The organism is Herbidospora sakaeratensis (assembly GCF_001570525.1).
Lineage (GTDB): Bacteria > Actinomycetota > Actinomycetes > Streptosporangiales > Streptosporangiaceae > Herbidospora > Herbidospora sakaeratensis.
This window is the reverse complement of record NZ_BBXC01000013.1, coordinates 112772-129952: the sequence shown is the minus strand read 5'-3', so window position 1 is coordinate 129952 and position 17181 is coordinate 112772. Positions and strand designations below refer to the sequence as shown.

The 17181-nt window shown below is 73.0% G+C and carries 13 protein-coding genes; 10 read left to right on the top strand and 3 right to left on the bottom strand.

Annotated elements, in window-relative coordinates; all coding sequences use genetic code 11:
- Positions 1-14 precede the first annotated feature (14 nt).
- From AW271_RS21745 to AW271_RS41540, 8 genes are all read left to right on the top strand, one after another.
- Positions 15-440 carry a RidA family protein gene (locus tag AW271_RS21745; protein ID WP_062339245.1) on the top strand — a complete coding sequence of 142 codons (426 nt, stop codon included), beginning with the start codon at positions 15-17 and terminating at the stop codon, positions 438-440.
- Positions 437-961 (top strand): 3-hydroxyanthranilate 3,4-dioxygenase, encoded by a 525-nt coding sequence (locus AW271_RS21740; RefSeq protein WP_062339244.1) that lies wholly within the window; start codon positions 437-439, stop codon positions 959-961. Before AW271_RS21745 ends, AW271_RS21740 begins: the two co-directional genes overlap by 4 nt.
- Complete coding sequence (locus AW271_RS21735) at positions 961-1965, top strand: amidohydrolase family protein (RefSeq protein ID WP_062339243.1); 1005 nt, start codon at positions 961-963, stop codon at positions 1963-1965. The genes AW271_RS21740 and AW271_RS21735 overlap by 1 nt, the downstream gene beginning before the upstream one ends.
- The gene (locus AW271_RS21730; protein WP_062339242.1) at positions 1962-2957 is read left to right on the top strand and encodes an alpha/beta hydrolase family protein; all 996 of its coding nucleotides are present in this window, start codon (positions 1962-1964) and stop codon (positions 2955-2957) included. The genes AW271_RS21735 and AW271_RS21730 overlap by 4 nt, the downstream gene beginning before the upstream one ends.
- Before the next feature lie 82 nt (positions 2958-3039).
- Positions 3040-5958 carry a right-handed parallel beta-helix repeat-containing protein gene (locus tag AW271_RS21725; protein WP_063818069.1) on the top strand — a complete coding sequence of 973 codons (2919 nt, stop codon included), beginning with the start codon at positions 3040-3042 and terminating at the stop codon, positions 5956-5958.
- An 89-nt stretch (positions 5959-6047) separates the two neighbouring features.
- Positions 6048-6794 carry a CPBP family intramembrane glutamic endopeptidase gene (locus AW271_RS21720; protein WP_062339241.1) on the top strand — a complete coding sequence of 249 codons (747 nt, stop codon included), beginning with the start codon at positions 6048-6050 and terminating at the stop codon, positions 6792-6794.
- Positions 6795-6803: 9 nt separating this feature from the next.
- Complete coding sequence (locus AW271_RS41545) at positions 6804-7916, top strand: sensor histidine kinase (RefSeq protein ID WP_218008119.1); 1113 nt, start codon at positions 6804-6806, stop codon at positions 7914-7916.
- Positions 7913-8569 (top strand): response regulator, encoded by a 657-nt coding sequence (locus tag AW271_RS41540; RefSeq protein WP_062339240.1) that lies wholly within the window; start codon positions 7913-7915, stop codon positions 8567-8569. Before AW271_RS41545 ends, AW271_RS41540 begins: the two co-directional genes overlap by 4 nt.
- On the opposite strand, the gene AW271_RS21705 is transcribed toward AW271_RS41540, so the two are convergent.
- Positions 8559-9188 carry a DUF998 domain-containing protein gene (locus AW271_RS21705; RefSeq protein ID WP_062339239.1) on the bottom strand — a complete coding sequence of 210 codons (630 nt, stop codon included), beginning with the start codon at positions 9186-9188 and terminating at the stop codon, positions 8559-8561. The two genes, AW271_RS41540 and AW271_RS21705, sit on opposite strands and share 11 nt — an antisense overlap.
- Before the next feature lie 98 nt (positions 9189-9286).
- On the opposite strand from AW271_RS21705, the gene AW271_RS21700 reads away from it, so the two are divergent.
- Positions 9287-12400, top strand: a complete 3114-nt coding sequence (locus tag AW271_RS21700; protein WP_062339238.1) for an ATP-binding protein — start codon at positions 9287-9289, stop codon at positions 12398-12400.
- A 1-nt stretch (position 12401) separates the two neighbouring features.
- Here AW271_RS21700 and xynC read toward each other — a convergent pair whose 3' ends face one another.
- Both xynC and AW271_RS21690 read right to left on the bottom strand, forming a co-directional pair.
- Positions 12402-14105, bottom strand: a complete 1704-nt coding sequence (gene xynC / locus AW271_RS21695; RefSeq protein WP_275935771.1) for a glucuronoarabinoxylan endo-1,4-beta-xylanase XynC — start codon at positions 14103-14105, stop codon at positions 12402-12404.
- A gap of 108 nt (positions 14106-14213) precedes the next feature.
- Positions 14214-15248 (bottom strand): LacI family DNA-binding transcriptional regulator, encoded by a 1035-nt coding sequence (locus AW271_RS21690; RefSeq protein ID WP_062339237.1) that lies wholly within the window; start codon positions 15246-15248, stop codon positions 14214-14216.
- Between the two features lie 458 nt (positions 15249-15706).
- Between AW271_RS21690 and AW271_RS21685 the strand changes: the two genes are divergently transcribed.
- Positions 15707-17140, top strand: a complete 1434-nt coding sequence (locus AW271_RS21685; RefSeq protein ID WP_062339236.1) for a glycoside hydrolase family 10 protein — start codon at positions 15707-15709, stop codon at positions 17138-17140.
- The last annotated feature ends 41 nt before the right edge of the window (positions 17141-17181 follow it).

Here is a 17181-nt window from a genome sequence, read left to right as displayed (position 1 = left end):
CCGGGAGCGGACTCATGAGCGCGGGCAAGATCGTTCCCGGTAAGGCGACCCCGCGCGGGCGGTTCCCGCACCTGAAGGTCGCCGGGGGGTTCGCCTTCGTCTCCGGCACCTCCAGCCGGCGTCCGGACAACAGCATCGCGGGCGCGAGCGCCGACGCGATGGGCACGACTTCCCTCGACATCCGGGTGCAGACCCGGGCGGTGATCGAGAACATCGGCGACCTCCTCGCCTCCGCCGGGGCGGGCCTGGCCGACCTGGTGCAGGTGACGACCTACCTGGTGAACATGAACGACTTCGGCGGCTACAACGAGGTCTACGCGGAGTACTTCGACGAGACCGGGCCCGCCCGCACCACCGTGGCGGTGCACCAGCTCCCCCATCCCCATCTGCTGATCGAGATACAGGCCGTGGCGCTACTCCCGGAAGGAGTCGACGAATGACCGACATCACCGAGCCGGTGAACTTCCCCGGCTGGATCGAGGGCAACAAGCACCTGCTGAAGCCGCCGGTCGGCAACAAGGAGATGTTCCCGGGCGGATCGGACTTCATCGTGCAGGTCGTGGGCGGCCCCAACCAGCGCACCGACTTCCACGTCGACCCCTACGAGGAGTTCTTCTACCAGGTCAAGGGCACCATGCACGTCAACCTCATGACGCCGGAAGGGCCGCGTACCGTGCACATCCGCGAGGGCGAGATGTGGATGCTGCCGGGGAACGTGCCCCACTCGCCGCAGCGGCCCGAGGCCGGGTCGATCGGCATGGTGGTCGAGCGGGTGCGCGAGGAGGGCACGCTGGAGAGGTTCCAGTGGTACTGCCCCGACTGCGGGAACCTGCTGCACGAGGTCGAGCTCCAGGTCCGCGACATCGTCCAGGACCTGCCGCCGGTCTTCCAGGCGTTCTACGCCGACGAGGCCGCCCGCACCTGCGCCGCGTGCGGCGCGCTCCACCCGGGCAAGGGCTGATGGCCGGGCCCGTCGTCGACGTCCACACCCACCTGGTGCCGAAGGGCTGGCCCGACCTGGCCGCCCGGTGCGGCGGCACGGGCTGGCCCTGGCTCCGCGTCGACTCCGAACGCGCCGCCATGATCATGGTGGGCGAGACCGAGTTCCGCCCGATCGGGGCCGAGGCGTGGGACGCCGGCACCCGCCTGGCCGACATGGACGCCGACGGCGTCGACGTGCAGGTCGTCTCCCCCACGCCGGTCTTCTTCTCCTACGACCGCCCGGCCGACCAGGCCGTGAAGGTCGCCCGTGTCTTCAACGACCTCACGCTGGAGCTGACCGCGAAGAGCGACCGGCTGGTGCCGTTCTGCCAGGTTCCGCTCCAGGACCCGGAGGCGGCGTGCGCGGAGCTCGACCGCTGCCTGGCCGACGGCCACGCGGGCGTCGAGATCGGCAACCACGTCGGCGACCGCGACCTCGACGACGCGGGCGTCGTGATGTTCCTGCGGCACTGCGCGGAGGTCGGCGCGCCGGTCTTCGTGCACCCGTGGGACATGCCCGGCGGCCCCCGGCTCGACCGGTGGATGGCGCGCTGGCTGACCGGCATGCCGGCCGAGACCCACCTGTCGGTGCTGGCGCTCGTCCTCGGCGGCGTCTTCGACCAGGTGCCGGAGACGCTGCGGTTGTGCTTCGCGCACGGCGGCGGCAGCTTCCCGTTCTGGCTCGGCCGCGCCGACAACGCCTGGCGCCGTCGCGGCGACGTGGTGCGCGGCCGGTCGGCCCATCCGCCGAGCCACTACGTCGGCCGCTTCTCCGTCGACAGCGTCGTGTTCGACCCGGCGGCGCTGCGGCTGCTCGTGGACGTCCTGGGCGACGACCAGGTGATGGTCGGCAGCGACTATCCCTACCCGCTGGGCGAGCGCCCGGCCGGCCGGGTCGTGCACGAGGCGGACTTCCTCGGCGCGGAACAGCGGGACAAGCTGCTGTCGGGCAACGCCCTGCGTTTCCTCGGGAGGACCCGGTGATCGTGGTGGCGCTGACCCCGGGCCTGAGGGCCGACCCCGAGCTGGTCCGGCGCGTCGCCGAGTCGGAGTTCCGGCAGCTGGGCGTCGAGGGCCGCGTGGTCACCGGGCTCGACGCCACGGGAGACGCCGTGGTGGCGGTGGGCGAACCGGTGCCGCACCCCGCCCCCGTCGTCTGGTACGACCCCGCCGGCGCCGGCCCGGTCGCGGTCTCCCCCGGCTCCATTCACCTGTACGGCCGCGGCCTCTGGGGCCTGGCCTGGGCGATCCGGCACGCCGTGCACCGGCTGCGGCACCCCGCCGAGCGCATCGCCTACGGCCCCGGCGACGAGCAGTGGGCCGACCTGCGCCTGCCGCCGGGACACGACGGCGGCCGCCCGCCGGCGGCGGTGCTGATCCACGGCGGCTACTGGCGCTCGATCTGGGCCGCCGACCTGATGGACGCCCTCGCGATCGACCTGGCCGCCCGGGGCTACGCCGCCTGGAACCTCGAATACCGCCGCCCCGACCGGCACGGCTGGGCGGCCACCGTCGCCGACGTCGCGGCCGGCCTCGCCGCCGTGGACTCCGATCGCATCGTGGTCTTCGGCCACTCGGCGGGCGGCCAGCTCGCCCTGCGCGCCGCCGCCGACGACGGCCGGATCTCCCTGGCCGTCTCCCTGGCCGGGGTGCTCGACCTCGCCGAGGGCGAACGCCGCCGCGTCGGCGCCGGCGCGGTCGCGCACGCCCTCGGCGGCCCGTCCGCCGACCTCCCCGGCGTGTACGCCGCCGCCGACCCGATGCGCCGCCTGCCGCTCGGCGTGCCGCAGCTCGTCGTGACGGCCGGGGACGACGACCTCGACCTGATCGACTTCAACCGCCGCTACGCCGCCGCGGCCCGCGCGGCGGGCGACGACGTCACCTATCTGGAGCTGCCCGGCGACCACTTCGCGGTGATCGATCCGGGGTCCGGAATCTGGGCCGCGACCATCACGGAGGTGGCCGCTCGCTTGTGAGTTCCTTATTGACGTAAGACGTCATACGAATTACGTTCCCCCGGTGGGCCAAGTGCCCTCGTACCGGAAGAAGGGAACTCCCGTGCGTCTCTCCGCCCTGGCGGCCGCTCTCGCCACCGCACTCGTCGCCGGGACGTTATGCGTCCCGGCCCAGGCAGCCGTTTCCAGTCAGACCATCGTGGTCGCGCCGACGGGCGCGGCCGGCGCCGACGACAACGGAGACGGCCGGCGCGACGACCCGCTCGCCACGCTCGGCGAGGCGCAGCGCCGGGTCCGCGCCGCCCTCGCCAAGGGCGACGTCAACGTGACCGTCGAGCTCCTCGACGGAGTCCACCGGCTGACCGAGCCGCTGCGCCTGACCGCGGCGGACTCCCCCGGCGAGGGCGCGACCGTCACCTGGACGGCCGCCCGCGACGCCCACCCGGTGATCAGCGGCGCCAGGCCCGTCACCGGCTGGGAGCTCGACGACGCCGCGACCGGCGTCTACAGGGCCGCCGTCGGCACCGGCTTCGACACCCGCCAGCTGTACGTCGACGGCAAGCTCGCCCAGAAGGCGCGGCTGCGCCTCGCCCGCGGCGACGTCACGTTCAACGCCAACGGCTTCACCGTCAACAACCCCGCGTTGTCCTACCTGGCCGGCCTGCCCGACCAGAAGCGCATCGAGTTCCAGGCGATGTTGTCGTTCACCAACCGGTTCGCGCCCGTCGAGAGCATCACCGGCACCACGGTCGTCATGCAGCAGCCGGCCTGGAACAACAACACCTACGGCTACGACGCCATCCAGCAGCCGCTGCGCGCCGGGACCTTCACGCTGCTCAACTCCAAGAGCTTCCTGAACGAGGCCGGCGAGTGGTACCTGGACACCACCGCGGGCGTGCTCTACTACAAGCCCCTGGCCGGCCAGGACATGTCCGAGGCCCGGGTCGAGCTGCCCCGCCTGGAGTCGCTGCTCCAGGTCGGCGGCACCTACGACGCCCCGGCCCGCAACCTGCGGTTCGAGAACCTGACCTTCACCGGCACCTCGTGGTTGCACCCCAGCACCTCCGACGGCTACGCCAACCAGCAGACCGGCGTGTTCATCAGCGGCGTCCAGCCGCACCGGCCCGCCGACGCCTTCACCTCCTGCGCGTTCGGCTGCAAGGGCTTCGAGGGCTCCCGCAACGGCTGGGCCCAGTCGGCGTCGGCCGTCCAGGTGTCGGCCGCCGAGGACATCGTGTTCACCGGCAACACCTTCACCAACCTCGGCTCCCTCGCGCTCGGCATCGGCAACGACGCCAACGCGCACGCCAGCGACGTCGGCCTGGGCGCGCACAAGGTGTCGGTCGTCGGGAGCACGTTCACCGCGAGCGCGGGCGGCGGGATCATGGTCGGCGGCGTGCGCCCCGACGCGCACCACCCCTCCGACCCGCGCATGGTCAACAGCGACATCTCGATCCGTGACAACCGCGTCTACGCGACCGCGCTGGAGTACCTCGACCAGGACGCGATCTTCGCCAGCTACGTGACCCGGTTGTCGATCGAGCACAACTACGTCTCGGACATGCCGTACACGGGCATCGGGCTCGGCTACGGCTGGGGCGCCAACGACCCGGGCGGCAGCCCCGAGTACGTCAACCGCGGCCTGTACGACTTCCAGCCCGTCTACGACACGCCGACGACCCTGAGCGACGTCCGCGTCGTCGGCAACCACGTCCGCAACGTCGTGCAGACCATGTTCGACGCGGGCTGCATCTACACCCTGTCGGCGATGCCGCGCAGCGTCATCGACGAGAACTACTGCGAGGGCAGCGGGCAGCTGGGCCTCTACTTCGACGAGGGCTCCCGCTACCTGAGCGCCAGCCGCAACGTGTTCGTCCGGACCGCCGCCCAGTGGGCGCACGCCAACAACCAGAACGGCAACCGGACCGGCGACCTCACCCTGATCGACAACTACGCCACCAACTCCGCGATCACCGGCATCACCAACGGCCAGCGCGGCAACGTCGCGCGGGGGAACCGCACCGTCACCGAGGCCACCCTGCCGCTGGAGGCCAGCCGGGTGATCTACCAGGCCGGTCCCACCGGCGACCACCGAGGCGCCCCCGAGGCGCAGCGGCCGCCGGTCGGCGCGGCGCTCACGGCGGCTCCGGCCGTGTTGCGGGCAGGGGAGTCGACGGAGGTCACCGTGACCGTGCGGAACTTCAGCCCGCGCCGGGCCTCGGAGTTCGCCGTCGCCCTCGCCGTGCCCGGCGGCTGGCGGGCCGAGCGCGTCGGCAAGCCCGTGCGCTACGGCCTCGACTCCGGCGTCTCCGACAGCGAGACGTGGCAGGTCACCGCGCCCGAGTCGGTGTCCACCCCGGTCAGCCGGGCGGACGTGAAGGCGACCGTCACCGGCCGCGCCGACCAGGCCGGCTTCAGCCTGACCCGGTCGGTCACCGTGTCGGCGCTGAACCCGCTCACCTCGATGAAGGGGCACGGCTCGGTGCCCAGCCAGTTCGCCGAGGCCGGGTCGGAGTTCGTCATCATGACCTCGGGAACCGACATCTGGCAGGACGCCGGCGGCTCCTTCGACGAGTACGGGGCGATCTACCGCGACGACGCGGCCGGCGCCACCGCCACCGTCACCGCGCAGGTCACCCGCATGGACAACACCAACGCCTGGGCGAAGGCGGGCGTCGTGCTGCGCAACGACGTCACCGGTTCGGCGTCCTCGCCGGGCTACGCGGCCGTCGTCGCCACCCCCGGCAACGGGGTGGCCTTCCAGTGGGACGCCAACGGCAACGGCTACCTCGACTCCTTCAGCGGGGCGTCGGGCGTCACCGCGCCGGTGTGGGTCCGGCTCGTCCGCACCGGCGCCCAGGTCAGCGGCTACTACTCCAAGAACGGCACCACCTGGACGAAGGTCGGCGCGACCGTGACCCTGCCCGGCGTCGCCGAACGGCAGGACGCGGGGCTCATCGCCACGTCCCACGCGGCGAACGTCACCGGCCAGTTCGATTTCAAGGACTTCAGCGTGAGCTGACCGTCCGGCGCATCCCCCGTGAGAGCTACCCGAAGTGGTCGCCTCACGGGGGATTCGTGTCCCCGGCCGGTGTTCCTACCGTGCTGCCCATGCGATCTCCCCTCATCTGGCTCCCGGTCGGCCTGCTCACCGTCGGCGGCGTCTCGGCGCTCACCTCCGGCGGGCCGGTGCTCGCCGTCGTGGCGGCGGTGGCCGCCCTGGCCGTCTACTGGGCGGTGATGCGGTACGTGGCCCGGCGTCCCGCGCCCGAACTGGCACGTCACGGCGCGGGCCGGGAAATGCTGGCCGGCGGAGCGGTCGGCCTCGGGTTCGTCCTCGTCTCGGTGCTGGTGATCACGGTCTTCGGCGGCTACTCGTTCACCTGGTCGCGCGGCCTTTCGGCCGTGTTGCCAGTGGTCGCGGTGGCGATCGGCGCGGCCGTCACCGAGGAGCTGCTCTTCCGGGGGCTGGCGCTGCAGGCGCTGGAGGAGTGGTTCGGCGGCCGGGTCGCGCTGGCGGTCACCGCGTTGTCGTTCGGCCTCCTGCACCTGGCCAACCCGGGGGCCACACTGTGGAGTTCGGTGGCCGTCGCCGTCGAGGCGGGCGTGCTGCTGGGGGCCGCGTTCCTGTGGCGGCGCACCATCTGGTTCGTGGTGGGGCTGCACTTCGTGTGGAACGCCGCCGAGGCGCTGCTGGGCATCCCCGTCTCCGGCCATCCGTCCGAGGGGGTGCTGACCGCGCACGTCTCCGGGCCGGAGTGGCTGACCGGCGGCGGGTTCGGGCTGGAGGCCTCGGTCGTCCCGGTCGTCGTGAGCCTGGTGATCGCGGCGGCGATGCTGCGCCGCGCGCGCCGTTAGGCTCGTCGGGTGTCCGCCAAGAGGGATGGTCTGCTCGCCGCGCTCCTCACGCTGCTGGCGTTCACGCCGACCGTGGCGGGCATCGGGGCCGAGATCGGCGACCTGCCCAAGCGGCCGTCCGACGCCCTGGCCGTGACGCTGACCCTGGCGATGACCGTCCCGATGGCCGTGCGCACCCGGTGGCCCGGGGCCTGCCTGGCGGTCGTCGGCCTCGCGTTCGCGCTGCACCAGACGCTCGCCTGCCCGCCGACGTTCGGCACGGTCGGCCTCTACCTGGCGCTCTACGCCGCCGGCGCCCATCAGACCCGGCTGCGCCGCACGACCGTGCTCGCGGCGACCGCCGCCTACGCCGTGCTGGCGGCGGTCCTCCACCTGCTGGGCTCGCCCCAGCGGGTGCCCGACTTCCTCGTGTTCTATTCGGTGCTGGCGGTGATCTGGACGGCCGGAGCGGGCGTGCGCCGATGGCGGGCCGAGGAGGCCGAACGGCGGCGGTTGTCGGCCGAGGTGGCCGTGGTCGCCGAGCGGACCCGGATCGCGCGCGAACTGCACGACGTGGTCACCCACCACGTGACCGCGATGGTGGTCCAGGCCGACGCCGCCCAGTACCTGCTGGAGAGCGCGCCCGACCGGGCCGGCGAGTCGCTCACGGCGATCAGCGGAACCGGCCGCCGCGCGCTGACGGAGCTGCGCTCCCTGCTCGGCGTCCTGGAGGCCACCGGCGCACCGGCCCTCGGCACCGTGGACGACCTGGTGGCACAGGCCCGGTCGTCCGGCCAGCCCGTCGAACTGACCGAGCACGGCCGCCCGCTCGCGCGCGGCGCCGACGTCGAGCTGGCCGTCTACCGGGTCGTCCAGGAGGCGCTCACCAACGCGCTCAAGCACGCGACCGGCCGCCCGACCGCCGTGCTGGTCCGCCACGGCGACGGCCACGTCGAGATCGAGGTGACCACCGAGGGCCCGGCCGCCACACCCGCCGGCACACCCGCCGACACCCCGGGCGGGCGGGGCCTGGCCGGGTTGCGCGAACGGCTGCGGTTGCTCGGCGGCGAGCTGACCGCAGGAACGGGCCCCGAGGGCGGGTTCACCGTCCGGGCGCTGATCCCGTCGAGGGGCGAGGCGTGATCCGGCTGCTGGTGTGCGAAGACCAGGCGCTGGTGCGCGCCGGATACGTCACCATCTTCGACGCCCAGCCCGACATGGAGGTGGTCGGCGAGGCCGCCGACGGCCGCGCGGCCGTGGAGGCCGCCCGGCGGCTGAACCCCGACGTGATCGTGATGGACGTCTGCATGCCCGTCGTCGACGGCATCGAGGCCACCCGCCGCCTGGCCGGGCCCGGCACGGCGAACCCCGCGAAGATCCTCGTGGTCACCACCTTCAACGTCGACCAGTACGTCTACGAGGCCCTGCGCGCGGGGGCCAGCGGTTTCCTGCTGAAGGACGCCCACCCGGCCGAGCTCGTCGGCGGCGTGCGCACGATCGCGGCGGGCGACTCCCTGCTGGCCCCCGCCGTCACCCGCGCCCTCATCGGCCGCCACGCCGAACGGGTGCGCCCCGCCGCCCCCGGCCACCACGTGGCAGACGTCCTGACGCGCCGCGAGCTGGAGGTGCTGACGCAGCTGGCGGCCGGGTTGTCCAACGCCGAGATCGCCGCCGCGTTGTTCATCACGCCGGAGACCGTGAAGACCTACGTGTCCCGGATCCTGACCAAGCTCGACCTGCGCGACCGCGTGCAGGCGGTCGTGCTGGCGTACCGGATCGGCCTGATCACCCCGTGACCGGGCGCTTCCGCAGGGCCGCGCCCAGCAGCACGAAGCCGAGCAGGAACGGATACACGACGCCCCGCTCCACGAGCCCGATGAGCAGGCCCGCGCCCGATTCGAGCAGCGCCAGGTAACCCACCAGGAACGCCAGCCCGAGCACCCCGGCCGCCACCAGAACCCGGCCCAGCCTCCGGGAGAACCCGAGGTGGCGGCCCAGGCCGCCGAGGAGGATCGCGAGCACGTTGCCGCCGATGAAGCCCAGGAAGGCGCCCACCGCGTGCAGGTCGGCCTCGCCCGATCCCGGGAAGAACGCCAGCACGACGCCCCCGGCCCCCAGCAGCGCCGCCGTCGCCACCGCCGGCCACCGGCGGACGCCGGGCAGCCCACGCAGCAGCACGACGCCGGCCAGCGCGGCGAGGCCGAACAGGAAGAAGCCGGTGTTCATCACCCACGCCAGCGGCGAGTACATGAACTGCCCGAACGCGGTCACCGGGCCGTGCACGCCGAGGTTGCTGATGAAGTGGTGCGTGTAGCTGTAGGGCGGGTCGCTCCACGCCGCCGCGGCGACGAACTCGGCGGTGAAGTAGACGGCCGCGCTGACGATGAGCGCCGCCCCCGCTGCTCGGTTCGACATGGTTCCTCCTGTGATTCGAAACGGTCCGCACAGCCTGGGGCCGGTCGCTCGCACGAGGCGGTCACCGCGCTCACACGGCGGCACGCGAAGATGGGCGGATGGACGAGAGGGCGCGGCTGCGCGTCACCCTGCTCGGCGCGCTGCGGGCGTCCCGCGGCACGGCCGTCCTGCCGGTGCCGGGCGCGCGGTTGCGCGGCCTGTTCGTCCGGCTGGCGCTGGCCGGTGGACGGCCGGTCGAGCCCGGCGCCCTGATCGACGCGATCTGGGCCGAACGGCCGCCGGGCGTGCCGGCCCACGCCCTGCAGACCCTCGTCTCCCGGTTGCGCCGCGCCCTCGACCCCGCCGGCACGGCCGGTGACGTCGTCGTGCAGGGGCCGGGCGGCTACCGGCTGGCGGTGGACCCGGCCGACGTCGACACGGTGCGCTTCGAACAACTGGCCGCCACCGGCCGGGAGCGGTTGCGGGCGGGCGACCCGGAGGCCGCCCGCTCGGCCCTCGCCGAGGCGGTGGCGTCGTGGGGCGACCGTCCGGGCGTCGAACCGGCGCTCGTCGCCGAGGTCGCGCCCGCCGTCGCGACCCGGCTGGCGCGGTTGTCGGTCGAGGCGGTCGCCGACCTCGCCGAGGCCGAGACGTCCCTGGGGCTGCCCGAGGCGGCCGCCGACCGGCTGACCCGCGTGCTGGCCGAGCAGCCGACGCACGAGCGGGCGGCCGCGGCGCTGATGGACGCGCTGGCCGCCCAGGGACGGCAGGCCGAGGCGCTGACCGTCTACGAGCACATCCGCCGGGCCCTGGCCGACGACCTGGGAGCCGACCCGGGCACCGCCCTGCGCGACCGCCACCTGCGCCTGCTGCGCGCCGACCTGCCCCTCCCCGCGCCGGACGCCCCGGCCGCCCTGCCCGCGCCGCTGACCAGCTTCGTCGGCCGCGACGACGACCTCGCCCGCATCGACGCCCTGCTCGCCACCGGACGCCTGGTCACGGTCGTCGGCCCCGGCGGCGCGGGCAAGACCCGGCTCGCGCTGGAGGCCGCCCGCCGTCGCGGGCAGCGCGTCTGGCTCGCCGACCTCGCGTCCGTCACCGAACCGGCGGAGATCGTCACGGCCGTGCTGGCCGGGATCGGGCTGCGCGGCACCATGTTCGACGCCCGCAGACGGGCCGAGCTCGACGTGCTCGTCGGCGAGCTGGCCCACCGAGACGGCCTGCTGCTGGTCGACAACTGCGAGCACCTGATCGACCCCGTGGCGCACCTGGTCGTGGCGCTGCTGTCCCGCTGCCCCAGGCTGCGGGTGCTCGCCACCAGCCGCGAACCCCTCGCGGTCGACGGCGAGGCGCTGCTGCCGCTGGCCGAGCTCGCGCTGCCCGGCCCCGGCGACGGCGTCGAGCAGGCCCGGACGGCCGCCTCGGTCCGCCTGTTCACCGAGCGGGCCGCCGCCGTGCGCCCCGGCTTCGACCTCGACGAGACCACGCTGCCCGACGTCGTGCGCCTGGTGCGCGGCCTCGACGGCCTGCCGCTCGCCCTCGAACTGGCCGCCGCCCGGCTGCGCACGTTGGCGCTGCCCGACCTGGCCGACGGCCTCTCCGACCGGTTCCGGCTGCTCACCGCCGGCAGCCGCACCGCGCCGCCCCGCCACCGGACCCTGCGCGCCGTCATCGCGTGGAGCTGGGACCTGCTCGACGAGCCCGAACGCACGGTCGCGGCGCGGGTCTCCGTGTTGCCCGGCGGCGTCACCGCCGAGTCGGCGGCGGCCGTGTGCGCGGGCACCGCCGTGGCCGCCGCCGACGTGCCCGACCTGCTCGCCGCCCTGGTCGACCGGTCCCTGCTGCAGCTCGCCCCGGGCCGCCACCGCATGCTGGAGACCATCCGCGAGTACGGCGCCGAGCGCCTGGCCGACACCGGCGAGCTGGGCGTCGCCCGCGACCTGGCCGCCGCCCACTTCACCGGGCTGATGGCCCGCCACGATCCCGAGTTGCGCGGACACGGCCAGGTCGCGGCCATGAAGGCCGTCGGCGCCGACTACGACAACGTCCTGGCCGCCCTGCGCCACCGGTGCGCCACGCACGACTCCCCCGGCGCGCTCGCCCTCGCCCTGAGCCTGATCTGGTACTGGCAGATGTTCGCCCGCCACGCCGACGCCGCCCACTGGCTGGAAGAGGCCCTCGCGGTGCCCGGCGGCGGGCCGACTCCCGAACGCGACTGCGCGCTGGCCGCCTGCCTGCTCAACCGCGCCGACCTGCGCCCGGAGACCACCGTCGGCGATGAGCGGGACCTGGCCGGCCGGCTGCTCGCCCACACGGAACTGCCCGGCCACCACCGCGTGTTCGGCCCGATCCTGCTGTTCCTGTACGACAAGGACGCCGCCCTCGCGGCCTTCGCGCGGCTGGCCGACGGCGACGACGTGTGGTTGTCCGGCCTGGCCCACATGTTCCTGGCCGAGCTCACCGAGAACGCGGGCGCGCTCGACCGCACCCGCGTCCACGTGGCGGCGGCCCTGGCCCGCTTCCACGAGGCCGGCGACCGCTGGGGCCGGGCCGCCACCCTGCCGATGCGCGCCCAGCTGCGCCGCTACGACGACCTCGACGGCGCGCTGGCCGACCTGCGCGAGGCCAGGAGCCTGGCCGCCGAGTTCGGCTCGCTCAGCGTCGGCGACCAGCTCTACGCCGACCTGCGCTGGATCGACCTGCACGTGCGGCGCGGCGACACCGACCAGGCGCTCACGCTGCTCGCCGCCGCCAGGGACCGCGCGCCGCACGCGTCGTCGGCGGAGCTCCCGGCCCTGATCGACGCCCGCGAGGCCGACCTGCGCATCCGGCTCGGCGACCTCGGCCGGGCCGCCGAGCTGCTCGACGCCGCCGGACGGGGGTCGCCCGGCGACACCGCCCGCGCTTCGGCCGCGACCGCGCGGACCGCGCTCCGCCTCGCGCAGGGCGACCTTCCGGGCGCTGACCATTCCCTGCGCGAGGCGTGCGCGGCGGCGCTGGCCACCGGGGAGCTGCCGGTCCTGTCACTGGTGGCGGTGCAGGCGGCCGCGCTCGCCGAGGCACGCGGGCGGCCGCACGAGGCGGCCGTGCTGCTGGGCGCCGCCGCCCGGCTGCGGGGCGCCCACGACCACACCGATCCCCGGGTCCGCGAGCTCACCCTCCGGGGCCACGCCGCCCTGGGTGAAGCGGGGTTCGGGTCGGCGTACACCCAGGGCTGGGAACCGGAGCCCTGAGTCAGATCACGGTGCAGGCCACGCCGTTGAGGGTGAACGCCCCCGGTTCGGCGGTGTTGCCGGTGTGGGTGGCCTGGAAGCCGACGTCGATGGTCGCGCCGGGGGCGAGCGTGGCGTTGTGGCTGACATTGCGGGCGCTGACCTGGCCGCTCGTCGGCGAGTAGGTGGCGTTCCAGCCGGAGGTGATCGTCTGCCCGGAGGGCAGGGTGAAGACCAGCGTCCAGCCGTTGACCGGTGAGGTGCCGGTGTTGGTGATGCTGATGTTGGCGGTGAAGCCGTTGTTCCAGGCGTTCATCGTGTACGCCACCCGGAACTGCCCCGTCCCGCCGCTGGGAGACGGCGTGGGCGTGGGCGATGGGACGGGGCCCGCGTTGGTGACGAAGGTGGTGATGCTGCGGGCGGGCAGCGACACCGTCAGGGAGCCGTTCGTCATGGCCGTGGCGCCCTGCGGGGCGACGGTGCGGTTGGCGTCGGTGACCCAGGAGGAGGCGCTGGTGGCGGTGCTGCCGGAGATGGTGAACTGCTGGCTGACCGCTGAGGTGTTCTTGTTGACGGCCACGATGACGACCGTGGTGCCGTTGCGGTAGGCCGACACGTAGACGTTGGAGGCGGGGGTGGCGGTGGCGGCGATGCGGACCGAGCCGGGGCGGACGAAGCGGGCGTAGTGGGCCATCATCGCGCCGCGTTTGCTGACCGTGCCGTCTTCGCGCATGGGGCCGTAGCCGCGCCGGATGTACCACCAGACGTACATCTGGAACTCGGCGTCGACCATGGCGCGGTGGATGTGCTCGCCCACGTCCAGCGCTTGGGGCCATAGGTCGGCCGAGTCGCTGCTGTTGGGGTAATACACCTCGGTCATCCACAACTCCTTGCCCGCGCCGCGCTGCTGGAACAGCGGGTAGGGGAAGTTGGCGTAGGAGGTGCCGTACAGGTGGGCGCCGATGACGTCGACGTTGGCCAGCGCGGTGGCGTCGTTCAGGATCGGGTCGGACATGCTCTTGACGTACTGGAAGGACTCGGGCGCGATGACCCGGGTGCTGATCGAGCCGGCGTTCTCGCGCAGGAAACGCAGCATCTCCGCAGCGGTCCACCAGGTCCAGTCGTGGGCGTAGTCAGGCTCGTTCTGCACCGAGATGGCGTACAGGTTCACGCCGTTGTTGCGCAGGTGGGTGGTGAAGTCGTTCAGGTGCTGGGCGTAGGCGGCGTAGGCGTTGTACCGCAGCCGTTTGGCGTTGGTCTGGCTGCCGCGCGTGAAGGTCTCGATCATCGAGGCGGGCGGGTTCCACGGTGAGGCGAACACCAGCACGCCCAGTTCGGCCGCGCGCCGGGCGGTGGCCAGGTCGCGGCTGAAGTCGGCCGAGCTCTCCGGCACGGGGATGCGCAGCACCGAAAACCCCAGCCGGCCCTCACCGGTGCCGAACGCCGTCTCCCGCTGCGCCGCCGTCAGATCGCCGATCCACGCGGCGTGGGCCATGCCCCCGAACCCGCGGATCGTCTGCCGCTGCGTCGCAGGGTCGATGACCGCCGTCGCGGCCGCCGCCTCCGAGGCCCCCACGACCGACGCCGCCGTGATCACCGGCAGGGCCCCCATGGTGGTCAGCACGGCTCGGCGGCTCAGCCCGCCGCTCCTGGGCTCGTTCTGGTCTTCCGTCATCACGTCTCCGGCGTCGCTGGGGTGCTGTTCCCGCACACCCGAACGCCGCATCACGAGAAGCGTCAAACAGGACCCGGCCCGGCCGGGCGGCACGCTGCGCGAATCCGCAGAAGGCGGTGAAAATTTCACCCGTCGACGCAGGTGAACACCCGAAAGGAATCAGCGCCCCGGGCCGGCCGTGCTGCCCCGGATCATCAGCTCGGTGCCCAGTTCCACCCGTCGCTGCGGCAGCGGCTCCCCCGTGGCTAGTTTGACCAGCATCTCGGTGGCCGCCGACCCCATCTCGGCCAAGGGCTGCCGGACGGTCGTGAGGGGCGGATTGGCCCACCGCCAGGCGGCCATGTCGTCGAACCCGACCACGCTGAGGTCGTCGGGGACACGCAGGCCGAGCTCGTGGGCGGCCCGGTAGACGCCGATGGCCATCCCGTCGTTGGCGGTGAAGATCGCGGTCGGGGGGTCGGGCAGTTCCATCAGGCGGCGGGCGTGCACGACGCCGTCTTCGATCTGGAAGTTCCCCCGGCGGATCAGCACGGGATCGGCCGGGATCCCGGCGGCGTCGAGCGCGGTGCGGTAGCCGTCGAGGCGGGCCCGGCCGGAGAAGGCGAACTCGGGGCCGGTGATCATCGCGATCCGGCGATGGCCGAGTTCGAGCAGGTGGCGGGTGGCCTCCAGGCCGCCGCTCCAGTTGGTCGCCCCGACCGACGGCACCCCGCGGCCGGGGTCGCCCGCCGGGTCGAGCACGACCAGGGGCATGTCACGCGTGGCCAGCAGCAGGCGCTGCTCCTCGGTCGGGCCGGAGAACACCGTGATGAGCCCGGCGGGACGCCGCCCGAGCACGTCCTTGATCCACCGCTGGCCGGGCACGTGCCGTCCGCCCAGCTCGGAGACGATCACGTTGACGCCGTGGTGCTCCGCCGCCGCCCGGACGCCCTTGACGATCTCTATCGGGTAGTCGCCGGCCAGTTCGTGGAAGACGACCTCGACCAGGCCCGCCGGCTTGATACGACGACGCTGCCGCCGCAGCCCCCGTTCCTGGATGAGACCTTCGACCAGGGCCCGGGTCTCGGAGCCGACCTCGGACCGGCCGTTGACGACCTTGGAGACGGTGGCCACCGACACACCCGCCAGTCCGGCGATCTCGGCGAGGGTCAGGGCGTCGGAGGGGGCACGAGGGACATCCTCGGTCGAGGTCATACCGGAAAGTTTACGCGTAAGTTTTCGGCCGATACATGGCTTCGTTTCCGCTGATCCCCGGGCATAGAGGGGTTCGCTCCATCAAATGTGGGCGGAACATTGTTCTGAAAACTATCGAATCTGGCGAGAAAAGTTTCACTGACCAGGGACACTCCCTTGCGCGGCAATCCGGCGGTGCGGCGGGAGAACCGCCACCTCGCACCGAAAGCAAAGCTGGCGAACAGGTGATTCCGGTGAAATTTTCACAGGCCTCCGTCGCGCGTCGCGATCTTCGTCCAGGCCGAATGCCCAGGCCCGCCGCGCGGGCACGACGAGAGGCGGGCCCCTACGGGGACGGCGGCTCGTTGACCTCTGCCGGGCCGTCGGATTAACTCCGCTCGTCAGGGCGCCGCGGCGAAATGTTTGCGATAACACGAAGCCGCGGGCACGCCTTCGAACCCCCCTTTCAAGGAAGCGGCATGCTCCCACCTGCGATCCTGACCATCGCTCCCTCGGTCAGACGAGCCCTCGTCGTCACCGTCGCCGCGGCCCTCGGGGCCGGCGTCCTGGCGGTCACCCCACCATCGGCCTCGGCCGCGGCCGACACCCTGGGGGCCGCCGCCGCCCAGTCGGGCCGCTACTTCGGCGCGGCCATCGCGGCGGGCCGGATGGGCAACTCGACCTACGTGAACATCCTGAACCGGGAGTTCAACCAGGTCACCGCCGAGAACGAGATGAAGTGGGACGCGACCGAACCCTCACGGAACAGCTTCAGCTTCGGCAACGGCGACCGGATCGCCAACCACGCGATCTCGCGCGGCATGAAGATCCGCGGTCACGCCCTGCTCTGGCACCAGCAGCAGCCGAGCTGGGCGCGCGGCATGGAGGGCTCCGACCTGCGCAGCGCGATGATCAACCACGTCACGCGGGTTGCCACCTACTACCGGGGCAAGATCCACTCCTGGGACGTCGTCAACGAGGCGTTCGCCGACGGCGGCAGCGGCGGGCGGCGCGACTCCAACCTCCAGCGCACCGGCAACGACTGGATCGAGGCGGCCTTCCGAGCTGCGCGCGCCGCCGACCCCGGGGCCAAGCTCTGCTACAACGACTACAACACCGACGGAATCAACGCCAAGAGCACCGGCATCTACAACATGGTGCGCGACTTCAAGTCGCGGGGCGTGCCGATCGACTGCGTCGGCTTCCAGTCCCACCTGGGCGGCTCCCTGTCCAGCGACTACCAGGCCAACCTCCAGCGCTTCGCCGACCTGGGCGTCGACGTCGAGATCACCGAACTCGACGTCGCCCAGGGCTCCAACCAGGCCAACGTCTTCGCCGGGGTGACCCGCGCGTGCATGAACGTGGCCCGCTGCAACGGCATCACGGTATGGGGCATCCGCGACAGCGACTCGTGGCGGACCGGTGAGAACCCGCTGCTGTTCGACTCCTCGGGCAACAAGAAGGCCGCGTACACCTCGGTTCTCAACGCCCTGAACGCGGCGACCCCGAACCCCAGCCCGAGCCCCACGCCCACTCCGAGCCCGACCCCCACGCCGACCCCGACGCCGACGCCCACCCCGACGCCGAGTCCGGGCGGGCCCTGCCGGGTGAGCTACGCGGTCAACGCGTGGAACAACGGCTACACCGCAGCGATCACCATCGCCAACACCGGCTCCACCGCGCTCAACGGCTGGTCGCTCGTCTTCACCCTCCCGTCGGGGCAGGCCATCACGGGCGGCTGGAACGCGACCTACTCGCCGACGAGCGGCCAGGTCACGGCCAGGAACATGAACTACAACGGCGCGATCCCGGCCGGCGGCTCGGTGGACATCGGCTTCCAAGCCACCCACACCGGCAACACGTCCGCACCGTCGAGCTTCACCCTCAACGGGAGCACCTGCTCCCGCGCCTGACCCCCCTCAGGGGAGACGCCGTCCGCCCGGGATCGGGCCGG

Bases quoted from the DNA above. Each gene is read 5' to 3' on its own strand.
- AW271_RS21745 (WP_062339245.1), top strand. From the start codon at position 15: ATGAGCGCGGGCAAGATCGTTCCCGGTAAGGCGACCCCGCGCGGGCGG.
- AW271_RS21740 (WP_062339244.1), top strand. From the start codon at position 437: ATGACCGACATCACCGAGCCGGTGAACTTCCCCGGCTGGATCGAGGGC.
- AW271_RS21735 (WP_062339243.1), top strand. From the start codon at position 961: ATGGCCGGGCCCGTCGTCGACGTCCACACCCACCTGGTGCCGAAGGGC.
- AW271_RS21720 (WP_062339241.1), top strand. From the start codon at position 6,048: ATGCGATCTCCCCTCATCTGGCTCCCGGTCGGCCTGCTCACCGTCGGC.
- AW271_RS21705 (WP_062339239.1), bottom strand. From the start codon at position 9,188: ATGTCGAACCGAGCAGCGGGGGCGGCGCTCATCGTCAGCGCGGCCGTC.
- AW271_RS21700 (WP_062339238.1), top strand. From the start codon at position 9,287: ATGGACGAGAGGGCGCGGCTGCGCGTCACCCTGCTCGGCGCGCTGCGG.
- xynC (WP_275935771.1), bottom strand. From the start codon at position 14,105: ATGCGGCGTTCGGGTGTGCGGGAACAGCACCCCAGCGACGCCGGAGAC.
- AW271_RS21690 (WP_062339237.1), bottom strand. From the start codon at position 15,248: ATGACCTCGACCGAGGATGTCCCTCGTGCCCCCTCCGACGCCCTGACC.
- AW271_RS21685 (WP_062339236.1), top strand. From the start codon at position 15,707: ATGCTCCCACCTGCGATCCTGACCATCGCTCCCTCGGTCAGACGAGCC.